At 70.0% G+C, this 21,328-nt stretch carries 16 protein-coding genes and 1 riboswitch; of the genes, 9 read left to right on the top strand and 7 right to left on the bottom strand.

What is annotated here, in order from left to right; all coding sequences use genetic code 11:
• Position 1 precedes the first annotated feature (1 nt).
• The 3 genes from thiS to THESUDRAFT_RS02755 all read right to left on the bottom strand — a co-directional run bounded on the left by thiS (position 2) and on the right by THESUDRAFT_RS02755 (position 4,272).
• A complete protein-coding gene (thiS, locus tag THESUDRAFT_RS02745; RefSeq protein ID WP_278199594.1) occupies positions 2-1,195 on the bottom strand; it encodes a sulfur carrier protein ThiS in 1,194 nt (397 codons plus the stop codon).
• Positions 1,192-1,899: a thiamine phosphate synthase gene (gene thiE, locus THESUDRAFT_RS02750; protein WP_006903189.1), complete on the bottom strand. Its 708-nt coding sequence runs from the start codon at positions 1,897-1,899 to the stop codon at positions 1,192-1,194. The genes thiS and thiE overlap by 4 nt, the downstream gene beginning before the upstream one ends.
• 969 nt (positions 1,900-2,868) lie before the next feature.
• Complete coding sequence (locus THESUDRAFT_RS02755; RefSeq protein ID WP_006903190.1) at positions 2,869-4,272, bottom strand: transposase; 1,404 nt, start codon at positions 4,270-4,272, stop codon at positions 2,869-2,871.
• A 465-nt stretch (positions 4,273-4,737) separates the two neighbouring features.
• Between THESUDRAFT_RS02755 and THESUDRAFT_RS02760 the strand changes: the two genes are divergently transcribed.
• The 5 genes from THESUDRAFT_RS02760 (at position 4,738) to THESUDRAFT_RS02780 (ending at position 12,902) form a co-directional block, all read left to right on the top strand.
• The gene (locus THESUDRAFT_RS02760) at positions 4,738-5,718 is read left to right on the top strand and encodes an HAD family hydrolase (RefSeq protein WP_242823216.1); all 981 of its coding nucleotides are present in this window, start codon (positions 4,738-4,740) and stop codon (positions 5,716-5,718) included.
• A gap of 55 nt (positions 5,719-5,773) precedes the next feature.
• On the top strand, positions 5,774-7,420 hold the full coding sequence (locus tag THESUDRAFT_RS02765) for a bifunctional metallophosphatase/5'-nucleotidase (RefSeq protein WP_006903192.1): 1,647 nt from the start codon (positions 5,774-5,776) through the stop codon (positions 7,418-7,420).
• Positions 7,421-7,603: 183 nt separating this feature from the next.
• Positions 7,604-8,371: a glycerophosphodiester phosphodiesterase gene (locus THESUDRAFT_RS02770; protein WP_051009233.1), complete on the top strand. Its 768-nt coding sequence runs from the start codon at positions 7,604-7,606 to the stop codon at positions 8,369-8,371.
• Between the two features lie 288 nt (positions 8,372-8,659).
• A riboswitch (cobalamin riboswitch) is annotated at positions 8,660-8,732 on the top strand.
• A gap of 193 nt (positions 8,733-8,925) precedes the next feature.
• Positions 8,926-11,718, top strand: a complete 2,793-nt coding sequence (locus tag THESUDRAFT_RS02775; RefSeq protein ID WP_006903194.1) for a ribonucleoside-diphosphate reductase subunit alpha — start codon at positions 8,926-8,928, stop codon at positions 11,716-11,718.
• Between the two features lie 173 nt (positions 11,719-11,891).
• A complete protein-coding gene (locus THESUDRAFT_RS02780) occupies positions 11,892-12,902 on the top strand; it encodes a ribonucleotide-diphosphate reductase subunit beta (RefSeq protein ID WP_006903195.1) in 1,011 nt (336 codons plus the stop codon).
• 65 nt (positions 12,903-12,967) lie between these two features.
• On the opposite strand, the gene THESUDRAFT_RS02785 is transcribed toward THESUDRAFT_RS02780, so the two are convergent.
• Positions 12,968-13,633: a hypothetical protein gene (locus tag THESUDRAFT_RS02785; RefSeq protein WP_006903196.1), complete on the bottom strand. Its 666-nt coding sequence runs from the start codon at positions 13,631-13,633 to the stop codon at positions 12,968-12,970.
• Between the two features lie 329 nt (positions 13,634-13,962).
• On the opposite strand from THESUDRAFT_RS02785, the gene THESUDRAFT_RS02790 reads away from it, so the two are divergent.
• Positions 13,963-14,802, top strand: a complete 840-nt coding sequence (locus THESUDRAFT_RS02790; RefSeq protein ID WP_006903197.1) for a hypothetical protein — start codon at positions 13,963-13,965, stop codon at positions 14,800-14,802.
• Here the strand turns inward: THESUDRAFT_RS02790 and THESUDRAFT_RS02795 are convergent.
• Positions 14,796-15,521, bottom strand: a complete 726-nt coding sequence (locus THESUDRAFT_RS02795) for a hypothetical protein (protein ID WP_423219081.1) — start codon at positions 15,519-15,521, stop codon at positions 14,796-14,798. The two genes, THESUDRAFT_RS02790 and THESUDRAFT_RS02795, sit on opposite strands and share 7 nt — an antisense overlap.
• 549 nt (positions 15,522-16,070) lie before the next feature.
• Here THESUDRAFT_RS02795 and mmgD point away from each other — a divergent pair.
• The 3 genes from mmgD (at position 16,071) to prpB (ending at position 19,969) form a co-directional block, all read left to right on the top strand.
• Positions 16,071-17,189: a citrate synthase gene (gene mmgD / locus THESUDRAFT_RS02800; RefSeq protein WP_006903199.1), complete on the top strand. Its 1,119-nt coding sequence runs from the start codon at positions 16,071-16,073 to the stop codon at positions 17,187-17,189.
• Positions 17,190-17,385: 196 nt separating this feature from the next.
• Entirely contained in the window at positions 17,386-18,852 is a 1,467-nt protein-coding gene (locus THESUDRAFT_RS02805) for a bifunctional 2-methylcitrate dehydratase/aconitate hydratase (protein ID WP_006903200.1), read from the top strand.
• Positions 18,853-19,039: 187 nt separating this feature from the next.
• Positions 19,040-19,969: a methylisocitrate lyase gene (gene prpB, locus THESUDRAFT_RS02810; RefSeq protein ID WP_006903201.1), complete on the top strand. Its 930-nt coding sequence runs from the start codon at positions 19,040-19,042 to the stop codon at positions 19,967-19,969.
• Between the two features lie 95 nt (positions 19,970-20,064).
• On the opposite strand, the gene THESUDRAFT_RS02815 is transcribed toward prpB, so the two are convergent.
• On the bottom strand, positions 20,065-20,412 hold the full coding sequence (locus THESUDRAFT_RS02815; protein ID WP_006903202.1) for a nucleotidyltransferase family protein: 348 nt from the start codon (positions 20,410-20,412) through the stop codon (positions 20,065-20,067).
• The gene (locus THESUDRAFT_RS15225; protein WP_423219082.1) at positions 20,357-20,815 is read right to left on the bottom strand and encodes a HEPN domain-containing protein; all 459 of its coding nucleotides are present in this window, start codon (positions 20,813-20,815) and stop codon (positions 20,357-20,359) included. The genes THESUDRAFT_RS02815 and THESUDRAFT_RS15225 overlap by 56 nt, the downstream gene beginning before the upstream one ends.
• Positions 20,816-21,328: the final 513 nt, after the last annotated feature.

Raw genomic sequence — 21,328 nt, forward strand, 5'->3', positions numbered from 1 at the left:
CTTACCCGCTCCCACCCGGGGCGGCGATGCCTTGCAGCTGCGGCACTCCTCGCACCGGGCTCGAGGCGCTGGCTTCCCGCTGCGGCGGCATGCGGCCGGCCAGGAAGGCCTGCCGCCCGGCGATGACACCCCACCGGAAGGCCTCGGCCATGAGCGGCGGGTTCTTCGCCCGGGCGATGGCCGTGTTGACCAGCACGGCACTGGCCCCCATCTCCATGGCGATGGCCGCATCCGACGGGACGCCCAGCCCGGCGTCGACGATCACCGGCACCGAGACCCGCTCGATCACGCGCTGGATGCCGACCCAGTCCTGCATCCCCTGCCCCGTGCCGATGGGCGCCGCCAGGGGCATCACCGCGGCGGCCCCGGCGTCCTCCAGCCGCAGACAGGTCACCAGATCGGCGGTGCAGTACGGCAGGACGACGAATCCATCCCGCACCAGCCGGCGCGTCGCCTCCAGCGTGCCTTGCAGGTCGGGCAGCAACGTGCGGGGATCGCCGATGACCTCGAGCTTGATCCAGTTGGTGCCCAGTGCCTCCCGCGCCAGGTGGGCGATGCCGATGGCCTGCTCCGCCGTCGTCGCCCCGGCGGTGTTGGGCAGCAGGTGGTAGCGGCTGCGGTCGATGTGGGCGAGGATGTCGCCGCCGGCCGGGTCGTCCGGGTCGATCAGCCGCATGGCGACGGTGACCATCTCCGTGCCCGAGCGCTCCAGGGCGGCGACCATGGTGGCGGGATCGGCGTACTTGCCGGTGCCGAGGAAGAGCCGGGACCGGAAGGTGCGCCCGGCGATGACCAGGGGATCCGTGGCGGACGAACCGGCCTGCGGCCCGTCCGAGGGTGCGGGCGCCTCCGGCGCTGCGGGCTCCGGGCCCGGGCTCGTCGGCCGGCGGTGCAGCGGTCCATCCGCAGGTACCGGCCCTTGCGGGCCTGCGGGCGCGTCGGGGGCCGGGGCGCCCCCGGCCATGGCCTTGACCACCTGCACCCGGTGGGTCTCCCGCAAGACGAACTCGGCCCACTGGCGCCTCGGGACGACCCGGCCGTCGACGGCCACCGCGACGGGGGCATCGGCGGAGTAGCCCATCTGGGCCAGCAGGTCGACCAACGTGGGGCCGTCGCCCGCAGGACGACCGGACACGGCCACCGGCTTCCCGTTGACCAGCACCGTCACCGTCGGCACATCGGAGACGGCCATCATCCTCGTCCTCCTTCCCGGAGTCGCAGCGGGGTCTCCTGGTCCGAGATCGCAATGCACCGAGGTCTGGGGAATGGGTGGCGCGGCCGGTGGGCCGAGGCTTCCATACGCTCCCGCAGCCGCGCCGCGGCCGCCGCCGGGTCGGGGTCGCCCTGGATGGCGGAGATCACGGCGATGCCCGCGACCCCGGTGGCGAGCACCGCCTCGACGTTGTCCGGCGTGATGCCGCCGATGGCCAACACGGGGACGGGGACGGCATCCACCACGCGCGCCAGTTCATCCAGACCCGCCGGCTGCTGGCCGGGGTGGGAACGGGTGGGGTACACCGAGCCGAAGGTGACGTAATCGGCTCCCTGCTGCACCGCCTCCTGGGCTTCCGCAAGCGAATGCACGGAGGCGCCGAGCAGCATGGGGACGGGCAGGATGCGCCGGGCGGCAGCCACCGGCAGGCTCTTCCGGGCCAGGTGGACCCCGTCACACCCGGCTGCCACCGCCACATCCATGCGGTCGTTGATGAGCAGGCCGGCGCCCGCGGCCCGGCAAACCGGCGCCAGCCTCTGGGCCAGGTGGAACAAGTCCAGAGCGGCGGCCGTCTTGTCGCGCAACTGGACCCATTGCACCCCACCCGCCACCGCTGCCTGGACGACGGCGACGAGGTCGGGCGCGGCCTTGCGATCCGTTACCAGATGCAGAACGCCCCCGGCCACCGGGATTCTCCTCTCCCATCCGACAGCCCGGAAAGCAACGCCCGACCCCATCGTGCCGGGGGCCGGGCGGTGACCTACTCCGTCAGCCGCAAGCGTCGGCTCCACAATCGAACTGCGAATTGATGCGCGGCTTCGTTTTGCATTGTACCACTCTGGCTGGTATGGGGATCACCCTCACTGGGGCTTACGTCCCAGGTATCGGGGTGTCCGTCCCCTAAACCGGGCAAAGTCCATCACTGGGAACGACCATTCCGCTTCCCGCGCCGCTTCCCTGGCTTCGGCGTCGGCTCGGGCTTGCTGCTCCAGCCGGGCCTTGGCCGCCTGAATCGCCTTCAGCCGCTTTTCCGCTGTGGCCAACTCGGGCGGCAGTCGCCAGCCGCGGAAGATGGACCTGGCCCTTCCGTGAAAGGGGCGGGAATGGTTGCCCTATAGTCTCTCAAACCATCGCTTGATCCGGAGCGCCATCAAGCGGCGACGCTCAGCCAGGAACGAATCATAATCCGGTACATCGCCCTCCAGCACGGCCAGGGGGATGCAATTTTCCTCAAGATTCGTCCTCAGTGTCTCGGGATCTGTGATGCCACCGTACTTCTTGGGGCCGCCGTTGACCTGGTTCGACAACTCCTTGAAGTAGATGTGGGGCGGGGTATCGCCGATGGCAATATTAATCTCACTCTGGGCGATGACGAAGTTGGCGATCTGGTTGTAGCGGCCCCGGCTCAGCCCGAGCTGCTGCAGGTACTTCCTCGGGAAGATGTGATGATGATCACCATGATTGAGGAGAAGATCCCGAACCGTGATGTTGGTGGAAAGAAATCCCCTGTCCCCGAGGCAAACTTGCGCCGCCTTAGAGCCTGTTTCACTGACCCTGACGAGATCAGAACTGGGGGAACGTACCGGGTCGATTCGGCCATGTCCCGTGGGCTGACGGTCAGGACGGGGTAGGCCGGGGGCCCGGTCGTTACCCTTCTACGCCAAGCCCGCCTCCGTACATCCAAAGGGCAAGGTGGCGGATCGCTCCCTGACCCTCCGCCAGAGCTTCAGCAAGTTGTGGGTCAAGCAAAGTAGCTTCCACTCGCTGTCACACGCCGCCAGACCCCGACGGAGGAACCGGTCGGCGCCTCGCACGGTCTTGATCTGCCCGAACACCGGCTTCACGGTCTGGCTGCGCTTGGCGTAGATCGCCTGTCCTCGCCGGGTCCGCAGCTTGCGTTCCATCCGCTCCCGCAGGCTCAGCCCCTTGGGGATGCGGCCTCGCGGAGGGGGTGTGTCCTTCCAGGCTTGGCGCTGCTTCCACTCTTTACTCGTCGCCAGGAACAGTTCCGGCCCATCCGCCGGTGCCTGCTTCACGTTCGCCTCGCTCCAGTACCCCGCGTCGGCGACGACGGCCCGGATGGGCTTGTCCACGCCCGCTGCCCGCAGGTTGGCTTGCGCCTGCTGGAGCATCGGGTGGAGTTGGCCCACGTCGTTGGCGTCCTGCGTCACCGCCGCGGCCACGATGAGTTGGTCCTCCGTGACCACCGCCTGGGCGTTGTACCCTTGCACAAAGCCCTGCCGGGTCTTCATGATCCGGCTGTCCGGATCCGTGATGTTGGCCTTGGCTGCCGGATCCACCGAGGCATCCGGCGCCTTCGGCTTCCGCCCCCGCCGCTTCTTGCCGGTCGCCTGCTCCTGGGCTTTCCGCTCCTCGATGCGGGCCTGCTGCCGGGCCGCTTCCCGGGCCGCCTCGTCCTCCAGCCGCCGCTTGCATGCCTTCAGCCGCTCCAGCCGGCTCGCACGGTGGCGCAGCTCCTCCGGCAACGCGTCCCCACGACGCCCGGAGCCGTACCGCTCATCTTCTTCCCGGTCCGTGGCCTCCGCTTCCCGGAGCATCTTCTCCACTTCCTGGCGAATCGCATCGTAGGTGCGGTTGGCCGCCAGCGAGGCGTTGGCCTTGACTTTCGTCCCGTCCAGTGCCACCACGCCGACCTTCCCCAGCCCCGCCTCACGGCACAGCCGCAGCACCTGGGTGAACAGCGCGGCCAGCTCCCGTGCATGGCGCTGGCGGAAGCGGGCGATGGTCACGTGATCCGGCTTCTGGTTGGCGGTGATCACCCGGAAGGCCACGTCCTCGAGGCACAACCGCTCGATCCGCCGGCTCGACCGCTCGCCGACGCAGTAGGCGTACAGCAGGAGCGTCACCATCAGGGTTGGGTCGTCACTCTCTCCGCCCCAACCGTCGGCGCGGTACTTCTCGTAAAAGGCCCGCAGGTCCATCTGCTCGACGGCGTCGATCAGAAACCAGGCCAGATGATCCTCAGGCAGCCAGTCGCGAAGGCTCGGTGGGAGCAGGTACAGTTGGTCACGGTTCACCGGGCGGAAGTTGTAGGCCATAGGAACACCTCAGGCGATGGCGAATTCCAACCGATGCCTTCACTTAACCTCCCGGGGCTGCAGTCCTGCGGAAATACCTGGGTTCGTGAAACAGGCTCATGTCAGCCGAAAAATACTGCCCGATCGCCTGGCTGATGCAGCGTTATTCACACGGGCTGCTAGGCCGTGGGCGCCGCCCAGGGCAGGAGGGGCAGGAAGCGCCCGCAAGCGAGCGGCGCCTACACGAGCAACGTTCACAAAGCCTTAGCGAAGCCTCGAAGTGCCTTTAACCTGAGCGGACGCTCGCCGCGCTACCCTGAAACAGGACGGGGAACGGGGAAGACCCCCGGTCGCGGCAGGCTCCCCCACGGCTCTCCCCGGCGACCGGCGAAAGGAGCGGCGAGTGGCATGGCGCATAGCCGGGTCGAACAAGAACAACCCGCACTGCAGGCCTTGGCCCGAGGTAGGCGGCAGGCCGCGGGCAACATGGCGCTGGTGAACGTGGCCACCATCGCCCAGATCACGGCGAGGAACCGCAGGACGACCGCGAGGGCTGAAGGGCGTCGAACCAGGCCCCCGTCCCCGCTGGCCACCGCGCGGGGGGATGGCGACAAGGTCCGGCTGGTGATCTTCGACCTGGACGGCACCCTGTATGACGACCTTCTCTATACCACCGCTTACGCCCGTGCCCTGGCCGCACGCCTGCCCGTGCAGAAGCGAAGCCCCTTCCTGAGGGACGCCTTTCCGCTGGCCCCGCTCAACCGCCGCCTCCGGCTGGGCATGATTTTCGATCGCGAAACCGACACCCTGCTGGGGCACCCGTTGCTGGCACTGGGCAGCGCCTTCTCCTGGGACGGCGCGGTGCGCCGGCCGTGGCAACCCGCCCGGCCCGGCGGGCACGTGGGCGCGGGGGACCGCTACCTAACCCTCGGCGACGCCTGGACCCTGATCACCGCCGCCGCCCTGCGCGGTGGCCTGACCATGGAGGACTGTGTGGCGGCCATGGCCGAGACGCGGTCACGGGTCACCCTGCCACCGCCCGAGTCCTATCACCGGCACGTCTTCTTTGGCCGGGGGGAAGAGCCCGTTCGTGTCCTGGTCACCAACGCGGGCCGTGAGCACGCGGAAAACATGCTGCGGCACCTGGGGCTGGAGCAAGCCTTCACCTATCGCTTCAGTGAAGCGGAGAAACCGCGGGGTTGGCGCCGGATCATCCCCCTGCTGGAGCGGCAGACGGGAATCCCGCGCAGCGCCATGGTGGCCATCGGCGACAACCTGCTCAATGACATCCTGCCCGTCCTGGAGATGGGGGTGCGGACGCTCTTGATCGACCGGTACGGATTGTTCACCCGCTTCCGGGGGCCGGGCTGGAGATGCGCCCGCTCCCTGGAGGGAGCGCTGGCGAGCCTGTCCACCCGTTCCCCCGTGAGGTCGTTGATGAGGGCTCGTTCCCGCGAGCGGGGTTGACCGGTGACGCGGCCAGGCAACCAGGTTGAGAACCGGTGCGAAGGGGGTTGCGCGCATGCGGCGCATGAAGAGGTGGATCCGTGCCGGCGTGCGCCGGGTGGGCCGGCTGCCGGCATGGTTGCTGCCGGTGGTCTTGGTGCTCTTGCTGGTCTCTCCCGCCGTCACCTCGGCGGAGGGCGCGGGGAGCCGCACCGTGCGCCTGCAGCTGCTGGCCATCAACGACTTCCACGGGGCGCTGCAGTCCCGTACCCTGGGCGGGCGGCCCATCGGCGGCGCCGCGGTGCTGGCGGCCTACTGGGACCGCTGGGAGGAGGAGGCCAAGAAGGACGGGTTCACCACCCTGCGGGTGGGGGTCGGCGACCTGGTGGGGGCCAGCCCGCCGGTCTCGGCCCTGCTCCAGGACGAACCGACCATCGAGGCCCTGAACCGAATGCACCTCCTGGTCAGCGCCGTCGGCAACCACGAGTTCGATGAGGGGGTGGCGGAGCTCAGGCGGCTGCAGGAGGGCGGCTGCCACCCCGTCACGGGTTGCTTTGAAGGAGCCAAGTTCCAGTACCTGACCGCCAACGTGGTCGACGCCAAGACGGGGGAGCCCCTCTTCCCGCCCTACGCCATCGTGCGGGTGCGGGGCATTCCGGTGGGCTTCATCGGCGTCACGTTGAAGGAGACGCCCACCATCGTGACCCCGACGGGCGTGGCGGGCGTGCGCTTCCTGGATGAGGCGGAGAGCGTCAACCGCTACGTGGCCGAGCTGAAGCGGCAGCGCGTCGAGACCATCATCGTGCTGCTGCACCAGGGCGGCGATGGCGACCGCCGCGGCGGGCCCATCTCAGGCGCCATCGTGCCCATCGTCGAGGCCATGGACGATGAGGTGGACGTGGTCCTTTCGGGCCACACCCACCGGGGCTACTGGGGCATCATCGACGGCAAGCTGGTCACCCAGGCCTATTCCAGCGGCACTGCCTTCGCCGATGTCGATCTGGTGCTGGATGGGGCCACGGGCGACGTGATCGACAAGCGAGCACGGATCGTCGATACCTACGCCGACGTGCCGCCGGGCACCGAGCCCGACAAGCAGATCGCCCGCCTGGTCGCCCGGGCGAAGGAGCAGGTGGAGCCCATCATCAACCGGGTCGTGGGCACCGCCGCCGACGACATCACCCGCCAGCAGACGCCGGCGGGCGAGTCGGAACTGGGCAACCTGATTGCCGACGCCCAGCGCTGGGCCATGGGCACCCAGGTGGCCTTCATGAACCCGGGTGGCATCCGGGCCGACATCGCCGCCGGTGAGGTGACCTGGGGCGAGCTCTACGAGGTCCAGCCCTTCGGCAACGACCTGGTGAAGATGACCCTGACCGGCGCCCAGATCGAGCGGCTGCTCGAGCAGCAGTGGCTCAACCAGCCCTATCCCCGCATCTTGCAGGTGTCGGGCCTGGACTACAGCTGGGATCCCCGCAGGCCGGTGGGCGACCGGGTGGACCCGGCGGACATCCGCATCGGCGGGCAGCCCCTGGATCTGAACGCCCGCTACACCATCACGGCCAACAGCTTCCTCGCCGCCGGGGGCGACAACTTCAGCGTGTTCACCGAGGGCCAGGACCGGGTGGTGGGGCCGGTGGACATCGACGCCCTGGTGCGCTACGTCGAGCAGCTGCCCCAGCCCTTCAACGCCCGGGTGGAGGGCCGGATCACCTTGCACTAGGGGGTTCCCGGCGCCGCCTGCCCCCGCTACACTGGGTACACGAGAGCGGCTTTTCTCCGGCAGGGGGCCCAACACTGCGAACGTGGATCGGAAGGTCAAGGGAAGAAGCAGGCACGTCGTGACATCGGGCCGGCGGACTACCGCCGGCCCGCAGAATTTGCGCGGAGGCTGGTCGGACACCCCATGGAACGAGGGCTGCCGGCTTTGCATCAGGCGCTGGAGCGCCAGCGGCCGCTGACCTGTGCCCACCGGGGCGGGCGAGCCCGGGCCCCGGAGAACACCCTCTCCGCCTTCCGGCAGGCGGTGGCGGCCGGCGTGGACATGGTCGAGCTCGACGTGCAGCTGACGGCCGACGGCGAAGTGGTGGTCCTCCACGACGCCGAGCTGGGACGAACCACCAACGGCACCGGGCGGGTTCGCGACCGGCGGTGGGATGAACTGAGCCGGCTCGACGCCGGCGCCTGGTTTGGCGCCCGCTACCGGGGTGAGCGGGTGCCCACCCTGGCGGAGGTTCTGGACTGGGCTCGGGGACGGGTCTACCTGCAAATCGAGCTCAAGCCCTACGGCGCGGACGCCACCCTGCTCTGCGAGCGGGTGGTGGAGCTGGTTCGCCAGCGTGACATGCAGGACCAGGTGATGCTGCTCTCCTTCGACCATCACGTGCTGCGCTGGTGCAAGGAGATGGCGCCCGACATCCTCACGGGCGCCATCTGCCAGGCCCGGCTGATCGATCCCGTGGGCGTGGTGCGGTCGGCCGGCGCCGATGTCCTCTGCGTCGATGCCGAGCACCTGGCGCCCCGGGAGGTGGACTTGCTGCACCGGGCCCGGATCGCCGTGCACAGCTTCGGCTCCAACCCGGGCACCCTGCGGGAGCTGGCGGGGTGGGGCGTGGACATCGTCCAATCCGATGATCCCCTGGCCCTGAGCGAACTGGTGGCGACCCGCCGCTAAGGGCGGCGCCGGCCGTGCGGAGGAACCCGCCCGCGCCCGGGGGCGTGCGGGTGGCGTCCCGGGCGCAGGCGGGTCCCCTCCGGCTCCCATCGGCTTTGCCGCCCAATACAACATGTAGTATGATCCCCTCGGACAAACTTCCATATCTGGCACGTGGCCACGTGGCCCTCGGCTCCCTTGGTGCCTTGGCCGCTGGGCCACAGCGCGGTGCCTGTCCGACAGGGCAGGGCGTGGCTGCCGCCATGCGAGGGATCGCCCACCTCACGGGGGTCCCTCGGCAGCCCGCTGGGGGAAGTCCGGTGCAAGTCCGGCGCTGTCCCGCAACGGTAACCGGCCCCGCCGGCCGGAAGCCCGAGTACCCACATCGCGCTTCCGTACCGCCCCCGCGGAGGGGTGAGGGCGGGCCGAGCGTGTCTCCGCGTTCTTCCGGGGCCGCCTGTTGCATCCGGGCGCCCGCGGGCGGCAGGGGAACGCGGCCCGGGTTCGGTTCCTCTCCTCCTCCGTGCCGGCCACCGGCCGGGGGCGGAACCGCCAGAGGAGAGGGGAGGAACCCCGTGGACGCCATCCTCCGCGAGCTCACCGCAGGCCTGCCTGACGCGGATCGCCTGCAGCACGTCCTCCGCCAGGACCTGTCCTGGATCGTACCGCCCGCCGGTCCGAGCGCCCCACCGGCCGGCAACGGGGCGGCTGCTGCGCTGGCCGATGCGGCCGCCGATGCCGCCGGTGCCGCTGATGCTGCTGCTTCCGCCGGTACAGCCGGCGCTGCGAGCGCCACGGGTGCCGCGGGCACCGGCGATTTCCTTGAGGAACTCCTCGTCCAGGCGGCCACCCAGAACCTGCACCGCGATCCCGAGTTCGAGCGGGTGGCGGTGCGGGCCCGGCTACGCCAGCTGTACCGGCAGGTGCTGGGCGAGCCGGTGCCGGGCCCAGAGCGGTACCGGGCGGCCTTCCCCGCCTACATCCGGCGCGGGGTGGCCTGCGGCGCCCTGGACGAGCGCTTGCTCGCTTTCGACCTGGACGAGCTGGCCGGTGCCCTGCGCCCCGAGCGGGACGAGTCGCTGCCCTTCATCGGCCTGGTCACCCTGGCCGATCGCTACCTGGTGCGGGAGCCCGAGAGCCGCAGGCTGCTGGAGACGCCCCAGTACCTCTTCATGCGGGTCGCCATGGGCCTGGCCCTGGCGGAGGAACCGGCCCGGCGCGTGCACTGGGCCCTGCGCTTCTACGAGTTCATGTCCACCTTCCGCTACCTGCCCAGCACGCCGACCCTGTTCAACGCCGGCACTCCCCACCACCAGCTCTCTTCTTGCTATCTGGCCGACGTCCACGACTCCATGGACCACATCCTGGAGGCGGCCGGCGACTTCGGCCGGCTGGCCAAGTACGCGGGCGGCATCGGGGCCTCGGTGACGCGGCTGCGGGCGGCGGGATCGCCAGTGCGGGGGATCAACGGCGAGTCGTCGGGCGTCATCCCGTTCATCCACTACTACGACGCCCTGATCAAGGCGGTGAACCAGGGCGGCCGCCGGCGGGGGACGCTGGCGGTGTACCTCGAGCCCTGGCACCTGGAGATCGAGGCCTTCCTCGACCTCAAACGCAACAGCGGCGACCCCTACCTGCGGGCCCACAGCGTCAACACCGCCCTCTGGATCCCCGACGAGTTCCTGCGCCGGGTGGAGGCGGGCGAGCCCTGGTACCTGTTCGACCCGGCCTATGTGCCGGAGCTGCCCGAGCGCTTCGGCGCGGCTTTCCGTGACGCCTACGCCGCCCGCATCCGCCAGGCCGAGGCCGGGGAGCTGCCCGCCCGGGCCTGGAAGCGGGTGGACGCCCGGCAGCTCTTCCGGGAGATCCTGGCCACCCTGCAGGAGACGAGCCACCCCTGGCTGGTCTTCAAGGACGCGGGCAACGTGCGCTCCCTGCTGCCGGGGGTGATCCACTCCAGCAACCTTTGCACGGAGATCTTCCTCCCCACCACCGCCGACGAGGTCGCCGTCTGCAACCTGGCCAGCGTCAACCTGGCCCGGCACCTGGGGCCGGCGGGCATCGACTGGGAGGCCCTGGCCGCCACGGTGGCGGTCGCCATGCGGGGTCTGGACAACGTGATCGACCTCAACCTGTATCCCATCGAGAAGGCGCGGCGCTCCAACTTGCGCCACCGGCCCGTGGGGCTCGGGGTGATGGGCTTCGCCGAGGCGGTCAACCGCCTGGGGCTGGGTTACGCCGACCCCGAGGCGGCCGATCTGGCCGACCGGGTGCTGGAGTTCATCAGCTACCATGCCATCCTGGCCTCCCACCGGCTGGCCGGGGAGCGGGGCAGCTTCCCCTCCTTCGCCGAGAGCGGCTGGGCCCGGGGCAAGGTGCCGCTGGATACCCTGGCCGATCTGGAGGAGGAACGCGGCCGGCCCGTGACCGTGGATCGCAGCGCCCGGCTGGACTGGGAGGGGGTCCGGGCCCGCGTCCGGCAGGGCATGCGCAACGGCGCCGTGCTGGCGGTGGCGCCCACCGCTACCATCAGCCTGATCGCCGGCACCACTCCCAGCCTCGACCCGCCCTACTCCAACGTCTTCTCGCGGCAGACCCTCTCGGGCAAGTTCCTGGAGGTCAACCGGGTGCTGGTGGAGGAACTGCGGCAGCGGGGGCTGTGGGAGCAGGTGCGGGACCGCATCGTGGAGGAACGCGGCGACCTCCAGCCCATCGCCGAGCTGCCCGCCGACATCCGGCACCGCTACCCCACCGCCTACCAGGTACCGCCCGAGGCCTACCTGGAGATTGCGGCCCGGGCCCAGAAGTGGGTCGACATGGGCATCAGCCGTAACCTGTTCCTGGCCGATCGGGACCTGGGGGCCATGGAGCGGGTCTACCGGGAGGCGTGGCGGCGCGGGCTGAAGTCGACCTACTACCTGTTCATGGCGCCGCGGATGTACGCCGAGCCGTCGACGGTGCGGGTGAACAAGGCCCGCCGCAAGCTGCGCTGGAACCTGGACGAACCGGCTCCGGCCGGTTCGTCCGCCGGGGCACGGCCGTCCGGGGCCGTCCCGGCAGCCGGTGCTCGGGCGGCCGGCTCGCAGCCTTCCCGGGCGGTGTGGAACGGCGGCGCGGGGCTGGCCGCGCTCCTGAACCCCGAAGGGGAGGGTGGGGCGCCCAGCGGCACGGTGCTGCCCGGTGCCTTGCAGCCGCCGGCAGGCGCACATCCGAAAGGCCCGGCGACGCCGGCCGGGGCCGGGCGGGACGGAGGCGGAGCAGGGTTGCCGGTGGGATCCGGTGGCGACCGTGCCGGCACCTCCGAGGCGCCGGCCGCATGCCGGGTTCGTCCCGACGACCCGGACCTGATCTGTGAAGCGTGCCAGTGACCCGGCCAGGAACCGGGAAGCGGGCCAGGGCCTGCGGGCCGCGCCGGTCCGGCCCACCGCGCCCCGCCCCGCCCCGACTTCGGACGGCCGGGGACGGGGCACCCATCCCGGTGGATGATGCGGCCCAAGCCAATGCACTCCAACCAGTGCCAGCCAAGAAGGAGGCGATTCCTGTGGCACCCGCTACGCACCAGCCCGGCGACCGCCTGCTGGGCGGCGACCCCCTGGAGCCCATCCAGCTCTTCCCGCTGCGGTATCCCTGGGCCTACGCCCACGCCCAGCAGGGCAAGCGCAACACCTGGTTCCCCGAGGAGATCCCCCTGGCCGACGACGTGCGCGACTGGGAGCTGCGCCTGACGGACGACGAGCGGCGGGCGGTCGAGCTGCTGCTCGGCTTCTTCAACCCAATGGAGTCCCTGGTCACCCACAACCTGGTGATGTCCATCTACCCGCTGCTGACGCCGCCCGAGATTCGCCTCTACCTGGCGCGGCAGATCTGGGAAGAGGCCAACCACACCATGGCTTTCGAGTACGTGCTCAAGACCCTGCCCGTCGACCGGGAGCGGGTCTTCGCCGCCCACCGAAACGTGCCGGCCATCCGCGCCAAGGAGGCGTTCCAGCAGGAGCTCACCCGGCAGCTGCTGGTCCGGCCCGACGTCTCGACCCTGGAGGGGCGGCAGGCGTTTCTGCGCAACCTGATCGGCTACTACATCGTCCTGGAGGGCGTGTTCTTCTACGGAGGGTTCCTGTTCGCCTACACCTTCCGGCGTCGCAACCTGCTCAAGGGCCTGGCGACCCTGGTCGATTGGGTGCTCAAGGACGAGAGCCTGCACCTGTCCTTCGGGATCCACCTGATCACCGCGCTCTTGGAAGAGCACCCCGAGCTGATGACGCCGGCCTTCGCCCGGGAAGTCAAGGGGCTGATCCTGCGGGCGGTGGAGCTGGAGCGGGATTACAACCGCGCTCTGCTGCCGCGGCCCATCCTGGGCGTCAGCGCCGACTATCTCAACGCCTACGTCGAGTACGTGACCGACAGGCGCCTGGACGAACTCGGCCTGGGCCCCCACTTCGGCACGCCCAACCCGGCCAAGTGGATGGCCACCGAGGTGGACGTGCCGGAGATCGTCAACTTCTTCGAGGCGCGCAACATCCACTACGAGGTGGCGGCGGACCGGAACCGGTGAGGGATCAGGCGCTGGACGGTGAGGTAGCGGTTTCAGATCTGTTGCCCAGGTGCCGGCGGCGTGGCCTACTCCCGTGCCGGCACCTTTTCGACCACGAATTCCTGGTATGGGCCGGTGACGATGAAGCGGACAGGAACGCGCTGGCCGTTCTTGTACCGGTTCAAGTCGATCTCGATGTCGTGGAACGTCCCATCCTGCGGCACGATGACGACGTCGATGGAATCCGGATGGAGATGGATGCGGGTGATGTACGCCCCCAGGGTGGTGACCCGGGTGGCGACAACGCGGAGGTGACGCTCGTCCCTCGGCGGAGTCAGAGCGGGGTCGATGTGAATCGCCGGTGGGGTGGCGTGTTCCAGAGGACTGCCGTCGAGGCTGATGGGCAAGATACCGAGCTCCTTGAGCCCGCTCGCCCAATCCAAAAGTCCCTGGGAGACGAAGGCGATGATCCCCTTGTTGGCCTGCAAGAAGGCCTCGACCGAGATCAGGTCGGCCCCGGCGGGGGACGAGGCTCCCCCGCCGGCCGGTTCTGGCGATGCGGGTCCGGGTTCCTCCAGGGACGTCGGGCCGGCGTCGCCAGCTTGGCCCTGGTTCGGGCCGGTGGCCGCGGCAGAAGCCGGCGGGCGTTCCGTGGTCGCCGATTGCGCGCAACCGGCCGCTGTGAAGAGGAGGAAGGCGAGCACCGACCACGAAATCAGCCGCGAAATCAGCCGCACGGTGCGGTTCGGCATGTGACGCACCCCACTCGAGGGCCCAGTTCCCGTGGCCCACCGGCTCCGGCCGAAGCCACGGCCATCCACGAGATGCCCGAGATGCCGGCCCCAGCCATGGGTGTTACGCAAGGAGCGTGACCATGTCTTGCGGCGGTGCGGATGTGGTGGTCTTGGGGTAACGGTTCTGCGACGGCTACCCTGGTCCTCTCGCCACAACCCGTGATTTTGGTGTCGCGTGTTACCCGAAACATTTAGGAACACTTAGGAGCCGGCGGTGCCGGTCGACCCAGCCGAGATTGAAACCAGCTTCCCGCTTCGCGTGATCGACCGTACGTGGAGGTGGCACCGTGCCTGACACACCGACCGCGACCGCGGGGCCACGGATCACCGTGGCGCTACTTCCCACCTTACACCGGCTACACCTGGAGCCGGCCTTTGCCCATTACGACTTCACGGTGATCCGTCGCATCATCCTTGCGTTCGGGCCGGATGCCATCTGTGGCGAGGTGCGGCCCATCGACTGGCAACGGACCGCGGGCGGCACGCGCCCCGGTTACTGCGGGCCTGTGGAGTACCGGCAGCTCATCTTGCCCCTGTGCCGTGAGAGGGGAATCCCTTTTCACCCCGTCGATGATTACCCCGACGAACCGGACGCCGGTTCGGGCGAACGAGCCGGCCCGGCGGACCCTGGTGATCCGAAGCCGGAGCCGCGGCCGGTGGGCGGCGGGGGCATGCCCTTGGCCTCTGTGGCCGGCCCGCCGGTGCCGGCGGCCTGGCAGACCGCCGCGGAGGCGACGTGGCAGGACGTGACCCAAACCTTTCTCCAGTGGATCGGGCGCCGCGAGCTGGGGCTGCGGGCCATCTTTGATCAGGGGGTGATGGACCTTATCCGGGCCAAGCACCGGCTACAACTCCAGCTGGACGCCACGGAAGAGATTCGTACCTGGTCAGTGCGGAACCTCCGCATGGCGGCAAACATCCTGGACGCTTGCGCTTCCGTGCTTCGTGCCGGCACCCATGCCGGCACCCGCCACCTGCGGCGGCGGGTGCTGGTGACCGTCGGGTTGGAGCACGTGCCTGTCCTATGGGATCTCCTGCAAGCCGGTGGCGCCGTGGACCTCTGGCCGGTGGACTGGCCGCTCCACCTGGTCCAAGACCGGCTGGAGCGGCCGCACCGGAATCAGTGAAACACGGCGACCAGGGCCGCCCACCAACGCCTGAGGGCCGTGAGCAAAGCCGCCCACCACCCGCCGGGCCGGACGGGGGCGCCGCCGGCACCGGCGTCCCGTTCTGCCCCGCCGTCCGCCACGGTAGCGGCCGGCGAGGGAGCCGGAGTCACGGCCGGGCCGCCCTCGGCACCCAGGAGCTGCACGGGCTCGGCCTCCACCACGACGATGGCTTCCGCCCCGGGGAGATGCCGAACGGCGGCCTGCGCTTGTTCCAGGTCGCTGGCGACGCCCAGGCGGACCCGGTTGGTCCGCACGTCGACCCCGCTCCAGACCACCTGGACTCCCTGCTCCTGCAGCCGGGGCATGGCCTGGGTCAGCGTCCCCTGGATCCGCTCGAGTTCAGCCAGGGTGTATCGGCCCTCGACGAACCGCAGCGGCTTGCCGCCCAGGCGCTGGCGAAGGGCCTCCTCGCCGCCGGCCCCCAGGGGTCGGGTGACCACCACAACAACGGTGAACTGGCCATTGCCGGCATCCTGCAGGTAGAGGCCGCCGAACCGGTCGGCGAACCGCTGGCGCAAGTACGCCTCAGCCGCCTGCACGTCGTCGGGGGCCACCAAGTGGGATACGGGCTCGTCGGGGGAACCGGCCCGCTGCGGGGAGGCCTGCTCGGGCGACTTGCCCTGATCCGCTCCACCGGTGGACGCATGGGCGAGGCCGCTGGGCAGTCCCAACAACACCGCCGCCAACACCATCAGCCAGCCCAGGAGCCACCCAGCCTTACGGCACCTTACGGCCGGCCGGCCAGCGATCCGGGCAACAGGGCGGCTGTAACCCGGTCCCACGGTGCACAAAACGGCTGCTCCCTCTGGGATGCGGGCGGGCCGGCGCCTGGTGTGGCGTCCGCTGCGGCCGGCGACCTTGACCCCCGAGGTGCGTTGTTCAGGTAGCAAAAGCAGGCCCGACTCGGGCAGTTGCAACAGGATCACCCCCGGGCTTGTGCTGGACGGTGCACGCAGGGCCCAGGAGCCACCGGCCGGCGGGCGCCGGGCGGTGGCCCTGGCCGCCTCCCTGCCAACCTTGCCGGGTGCACCGTCGCCCCTTGGACGCCGCCCCGACCCGCCCGGTTCCCCGCCGGCGACCCGGCAGGAGGTCGGCCCTCCCGTCGGGTACGAATGAGAGGGACGCAGCAGGAACGGCAAGGGGACCGTGAGGGGTGACACGCCCGGCATGTACAGGGAAATCCAACCCCTCGGCCGGACCCCCACCAGATCAAAAGGGGTGGCGTCATGGAGAACCAGGAGTATCGCCCCGGTCTTGAGGGCGTGATCGCCGCCGAGACCCGCATCTCCTACCTGGACGTGGAGAACGAGGAGATCGTGGTCCGCGGTTACAACCTGCTCGACCTCATCACCCAGAAGACCTACGTGGACGTGCTGGGCCTGCTGATCCACGAGCGGCTGCCCGGCGACCAAGAGCGCCAGGAGCTGGAGCGGCAGCTCCTGGCCGCCGAGGTTCCCCAGGCCGTGTGGGAGATCCTCGCCAAGTTGCCGGCGTCGATGCACGCCATGGACCGGCTGCGCACCGCCGTCTCGGCCCTGGCCGGGTTCGACCCCGAGGCGGACTCGCCGGACCCCGAGGCGGAGCGGGCCAAGGGCGTGCGGCTGGTGGGCCAGGTCTCGACCATCGTCGCCAACCTGACCCGGATCGCCCGGGGCGGGGAGCCGGTCCTTCCCGACCCCCAGCTGGGCTTCGCCGAGAACTTCGTGTACATGATCACGGGCCGGCGGCCGGACCCGGCCGGCGCCCGGGCCTTCGACCAGGCCCTGATCGCCTACAGCGAGCACGAGATGCCCAATTCGACCTTTACGGCCCGGATCATCGCCTCGACCCTGTCCGACGTGTACGGCGCCCTGACCGGGGCGGTGGCGTCCTTGAAGGGTCCCCTGCACGGCGGGGCCAATGAGGCCGTGGCCCACATGATGCTGGAAGCGGGGGACGTGGAGGGCCTCGACCGGCTGATCCGCGAGAAGCTGGCCCGCAAGGAGCGCATCATGGGCTTCGGGCACCGGGTCTACATGCGCAAGTTCGACCCGCGGGCCTGGATCCTCAAGCAGACCCTGGCCCGGCTGGTGGACGAACGCGGCGACGAGGAAGGGCGCCGCTGGGTGGCCATGTGCCAGCGGGGCGAGGACATCATGCGGGAGGAGAAGGGCCTCTATCCGAACCTGGACTACTACGCCGCGCCGATCTACTACGTGCTCGGCATCCCCATCGAGCTGTACACGCCCATCTTCTTCGCCGCGCGGACGGCGGGCCTGGTGGCCCACGTGGTGGAGCAGCACGCGGAGAACCGGCTCTTCCGGCCGCGGGTACGCTATCTGGGGCCGCGGGGGCTCAAGGCCTGAGCGGTCGTGGCCATTCCGCGGCGGACCGCCATGGCGGCGCCTGTGGCGGCGATGCGCCATGGGTGCCCCGGGCATGGCGACGGCCGTGAAGGCGATGGCGAGAGCCGCCAAGGCGATACCGGCGACGGTTGAATGCCGTGGCGATGGCAGCTGAATCCCGCGGCGATCATCGCAGGGGAGGTCGCAGGACGGCACCATGGCAAGCCACGACGCAAGCGCCCCGGCCGGCGGGGCCACGAAACCCCAGGAACCGGACCGGGTCCTGGTGGAGATCGCCGACTATGTGCTGAACCAGGCCATCGACAGCGAGCTGGCCTACCGCACCGCCCGCTGGGTGCTGATGGACTCCCTGGCGGCGGCCTTCTACGCCCTGGCCTATCCCGAGTGCACCAAGCTGCTGGGCCCCACGGTGCCGGGCACCATCGTGCCCCATGGGGTCAAGGTGCCGGGCACGCCCTACGTGCTGGATCCCGTGGAGGGCGCCTTCAACATCACCGCCCTGATCCGCTGGCTGGACTACAACGACACCTTCCTGGCCAAGGAGTGGGGGCACCCGTCGGACAACCTGGGCGCCATCCTGGCGGTGGCGGATCACGTCAGCCGGGTGCGGCGCAGCCGCGGCGAGGCGCCCTACACCGTCCGCGACGTGCTGACCATGGCCATCAAGGCCCACGAGATCCAGGGCGTGCTCTCGCTGGAGAACAGCCTCAACCGCTTCGGCTTCGACCACGTGCACTTCGTCAAGGTGGCGTCGGCGGCGGTGGCCACCGCCCTGTGGGGCGGCGGGCGCGACGAGGTGGTCAACGCCCTCTCCAACGCCTGGATCGACGGGGCCGCCCTGCGCACCTACCGCCACTTCCCCAACACGGGCTCCCGCAAGTCCTGGGCGGCAGCCGATGCGGTGAGCCGGGCCGTGCGGCTGGCGCTCTTCGCCGTCAAGGGCGAGATGGGCTACCCCACCGCCCTGAGCGCCCCCCGCTGGGGCTTCGAAGACGTGGTCTTCCGGGGCGAGAAGGTGGTCCTGGCGCGGCCCCTGGGGTCCTACGTGATGGAGAACGTGCTCTTCAAGATCGCCTACCCGGCCGAGTTCCACGGGCAGACGGCGGTGGAGGCGGGCCTGCGCCTGCACCCCCAGGTCAAGGACCGGCTGGACGAGATCGAGCGCATCGTCATCGAGACCCAGGAATCGGCCGTCCGCATCATCGACAAGAAGGGCCCGCTGACGAACCCGGCCGACCGCGACCACTCCCTGCAGTACATGACCGCCGTGGCCCTGATCTACGGCGAGCTGACCTACCAGCACTACGAGGAGCCCATCGCCTCCGACCCCCGCATCGACGCCCTGCGGGAGAAGATGGTGGTGGTGGAGAACGAGCGGTACAGCCGCGACTACCTGGACCCCGAGAAGCGGTCCATCGCCAACGCCGTGCAGGTGTTCTTCCGCGACGGTACCGCCACCGAAAAGGTGGAGGTGGAGTACCCCCTGGGCCACCGGCGCCGGCGGGACGAAGCCCTGCCGCGGCTGCACGAGAAGGTGCGGGGCGCCTTGCGGGAGGTCTTCCCGGCCAAGCGGGCGGAGCGGCTGTTCCACCTGCTGGCCGAAGACCCCGCCCTGCCGGAGATGCCCGTGGACCGCTTCATGGACGAGCTGCACCGGCCCTGAAGGCCCGGGAGGCCGGCGCCTGTGGCACCTTTGGCGCCTTGGGCGCCGTTCGGGGACGGCGGATTCCCCGGCCCTCCGGCGCAAGGTGGGCCGGCCAGGGACGGCTACGGCCCGTCCGGGACGAACCGACCCGCCCGGGCGGGCCGGTCCGTCCCGTGAGCCCGGGAGGTTGTGAGGAGGGATTCCCATGGCCTGGTTGCTGCAGAAGGAAACGCCCCAGCCCGAGCTGGCCGAGCGTTTCCGCCAGCTGGTGCGGAAGGGGCCGGTTGTGCTGCCGGGCGCCCACGATGCCATGGCCGCGCTCCTGGCCCGGCGCGCCGGGTTCGAGGCGGTCTACCTGTCCGGGGCCGCCTATACCGCCAGCCGCGGCCTGCCCGACCTGGGCCTGGTCACCAGCCAGGAGGTGGCCGACCGGGCCCGGGACATCGTCCGCGCCGCGGACCTGCCGCTGATCGTGGACATCGACACGGGCTTCGGCGGGGTGCTGAACGTAGCCCGCACGGGCCGGGAGATGGTGGAGGCGCGGGTGGCGGGGGTCCAGATCGAAGACCAGGAGATGCCCAAGAAGTGCGGCCACCTGAGCGGCAAGAGCCTGGTCACGGCCGACGAGATGGTGCAGAAGATCCGGGCCCTCAAGGAGACGGCGCCGTCCCTTTACGTCATCGCCCGCACCGACGCCCACGGGGTGGAGGGGCTGGAAGCCGCCATCGCCCGGGCCCGGCGCTACGTGGAGGCCGGGGCCGATGCCATCTTCCCCGAGGCCCTGACCACCGAGGAGGAATTCCGCGCCGTGCGGGAGGCGCTGCCCGGCGTGCCGCTCCTGGCCAACCTGACGGAGTTCGGCAAGACTCCGTATTACAGCGCGGCGGATCTGGCGGCGTGGGGCTACGACATCATTCTCTTCCCGGTCTCTTCCCTGCGGGTGGCGGCGCGGGCCGTGGAGCGGCTGTACCGGCACCTGCGGCAGGCCGGTTCGACCCGCGAGCTCCTGGGTGAGATGCAGGACCGGGCCGGGCTCTACGAGACCATCCGCTACTTCGGCTACGAGGAGCTGGACAAGACCATCGCCCGGTCGAGCCTGCCGCCGCTGGCCCGGCAACGGGAGGGCGACGCCTGAACCTGGCGCCGGTGGAACCCGGCGCACCCCGGGGACCCGGCGGCCCCAGCCCGGCGCACCCCGGGGCCCGCCGGCCCCATAGCAGGCCGATCCCTTCAGCTGTCGAACAGCACGATCCCGTCCCGGGTCATCCGCTCCAGCACGGCGGCGACGGCCTGCGCCTCGGAGACGCTGTAGACATGGGGCTCGAGGGCCCGCAGCGGGATGGCCCGCCGTACCCGCTGGAAGGCGTCGGCCACCGGAGGGGCGTGGTAGACCACCAGCAAGTCGATGTCGCTGCGGGCCGTAAACCGCCCCCGGGCATAGGACCCGAAGAGGACCACCCGCTGGAGCGGCAGTTGCTGCGCCAGCCGGGGAAGGCTGTCCCTGATGCGCTGTACGACCTCCTCAAGGCTCAGAGACGGAAAGGTAACGCGCACAGAATTCCAGGATGACCCGTGCATGATCCAGCATCCTCCTGGCTTCGGAAGCCGTGTAGAGTCGCCTCGGCGCTCCAACAGGATGAGCATCAGGGTACCGGGTGGGAATATGCGCCTTATCGAGCTCGAGGGCCCGATCCCGAAGGTCGTCGGGTACGGCAACCTGCTCCGCCAGCGCCTCGAGGAGGGCATAGACCGAATGTCCCCAGGCCTCGCCCCCGAATCGCTGGCAGACAGCCTTTACGGCCTTCTCGGCAGCCTGTTGGGCTGAGAAGCAGGCCCAGTTATAAAAGCCGCGTTCCAGGTCGCTTTCCGCATGGGCAAGGTCTCCAAGAGCCTCGTCCCACCAGTCCTGGCTCCGGTCCAAACTTCTCACCTCGTTGCGGCGGCTACTCTCATGATGCCACGGCCCCCGCTCCTTGGGCACTCCGCTTTACACTGCGGTTCGCCCGGCTCTGACGTGGGCGGCATGGGGCCCGCCCATGTCCAACCGGGGAATTCCAGAGATGGATGGTGCGGCCGGATAAATGGCTTCATATGCCGTAACTTGACATCGATCACAAGCCAGGGCTATATTCCAATTGCTTGTTAGCACTCGTTGCTGCAGCCTGCTAATAGCAGGCGGCCCCGGTACGGCGCCATGCGGGGCAACCTTCGCCATCCTTCCAGCACTGTTCACGTTCAGAAAAGCGACCAGCACAAACGGGTGAGGAACAGGCGGGTAAGACCGCGGTGACGGCGCTTGTGGTGCGGCGGGGCGGCGGCACTGCGGGAAGGCGATGCCCCTGCCAGGGGCGCCTCCGGGCTCCCCGGGAGGAGGTGCCGCCATGAGGGGGCGGAACCGCCCCAGACCGGCCGCGTGCCCGGGCGGTCAAGCCGGGGTGAGGCGGTGGGACTGGGGCCTGGCCCTTACCCTGCGGGATGCCGCTCCCCCGCGAGC

The organism is Thermaerobacter subterraneus DSM 13965, assembly GCF_000183545.2.
In the GTDB taxonomy this organism is placed as follows: domain Bacteria; phylum Bacillota; class Sulfobacillia; order Thermaerobacterales; family Thermaerobacteraceae; genus Thermaerobacter; species Thermaerobacter subterraneus.

Bases quoted from the DNA above. Each gene is read 5' to 3' on its own strand.
- prpB (WP_006903201.1), top strand. From the start codon at position 19,040: ATGGCCTGGTTGCTGCAGAAGGAAACGCCCCAGCCCGAGCTGGCCGAG.
- THESUDRAFT_RS02760 (WP_242823216.1), top strand. From the start codon at position 4,738: ATGGCGCTGGTGAACGTGGCCACCATCGCCCAGATCACGGCGAGGAAC.
- THESUDRAFT_RS02770 (WP_051009233.1), top strand. From the start codon at position 7,604: ATGGAACGAGGGCTGCCGGCTTTGCATCAGGCGCTGGAGCGCCAGCGG.
- THESUDRAFT_RS02755 (WP_006903190.1), bottom strand. From the start codon at position 4,272: ATGGCCTACAACTTCCGCCCGGTGAACCGTGACCAACTGTACCTGCTC.
- THESUDRAFT_RS02785 (WP_006903196.1), bottom strand. From the start codon at position 13,633: ATGCCGAACCGCACCGTGCGGCTGATTTCGCGGCTGATTTCGTGGTCG.
- mmgD (WP_006903199.1), top strand. From the start codon at position 16,071: ATGGAGAACCAGGAGTATCGCCCCGGTCTTGAGGGCGTGATCGCCGCC.
- THESUDRAFT_RS02815 (WP_006903202.1), bottom strand. From the start codon at position 20,412: ATGCACGGGTCATCCTGGAATTCTGTGCGCGTTACCTTTCCGTCTCTG.
- thiS (WP_278199594.1), bottom strand. From the start codon at position 1,195: ATGATGGCCGTCTCCGATGTGCCGACGGTGACGGTGCTGGTCAACGGG.
- THESUDRAFT_RS02765 (WP_006903192.1), top strand. From the start codon at position 5,774: ATGCGGCGCATGAAGAGGTGGATCCGTGCCGGCGTGCGCCGGGTGGGC.
- THESUDRAFT_RS02805 (WP_006903200.1), top strand. From the start codon at position 17,386: ATGGCAAGCCACGACGCAAGCGCCCCGGCCGGCGGGGCCACGAAACCC.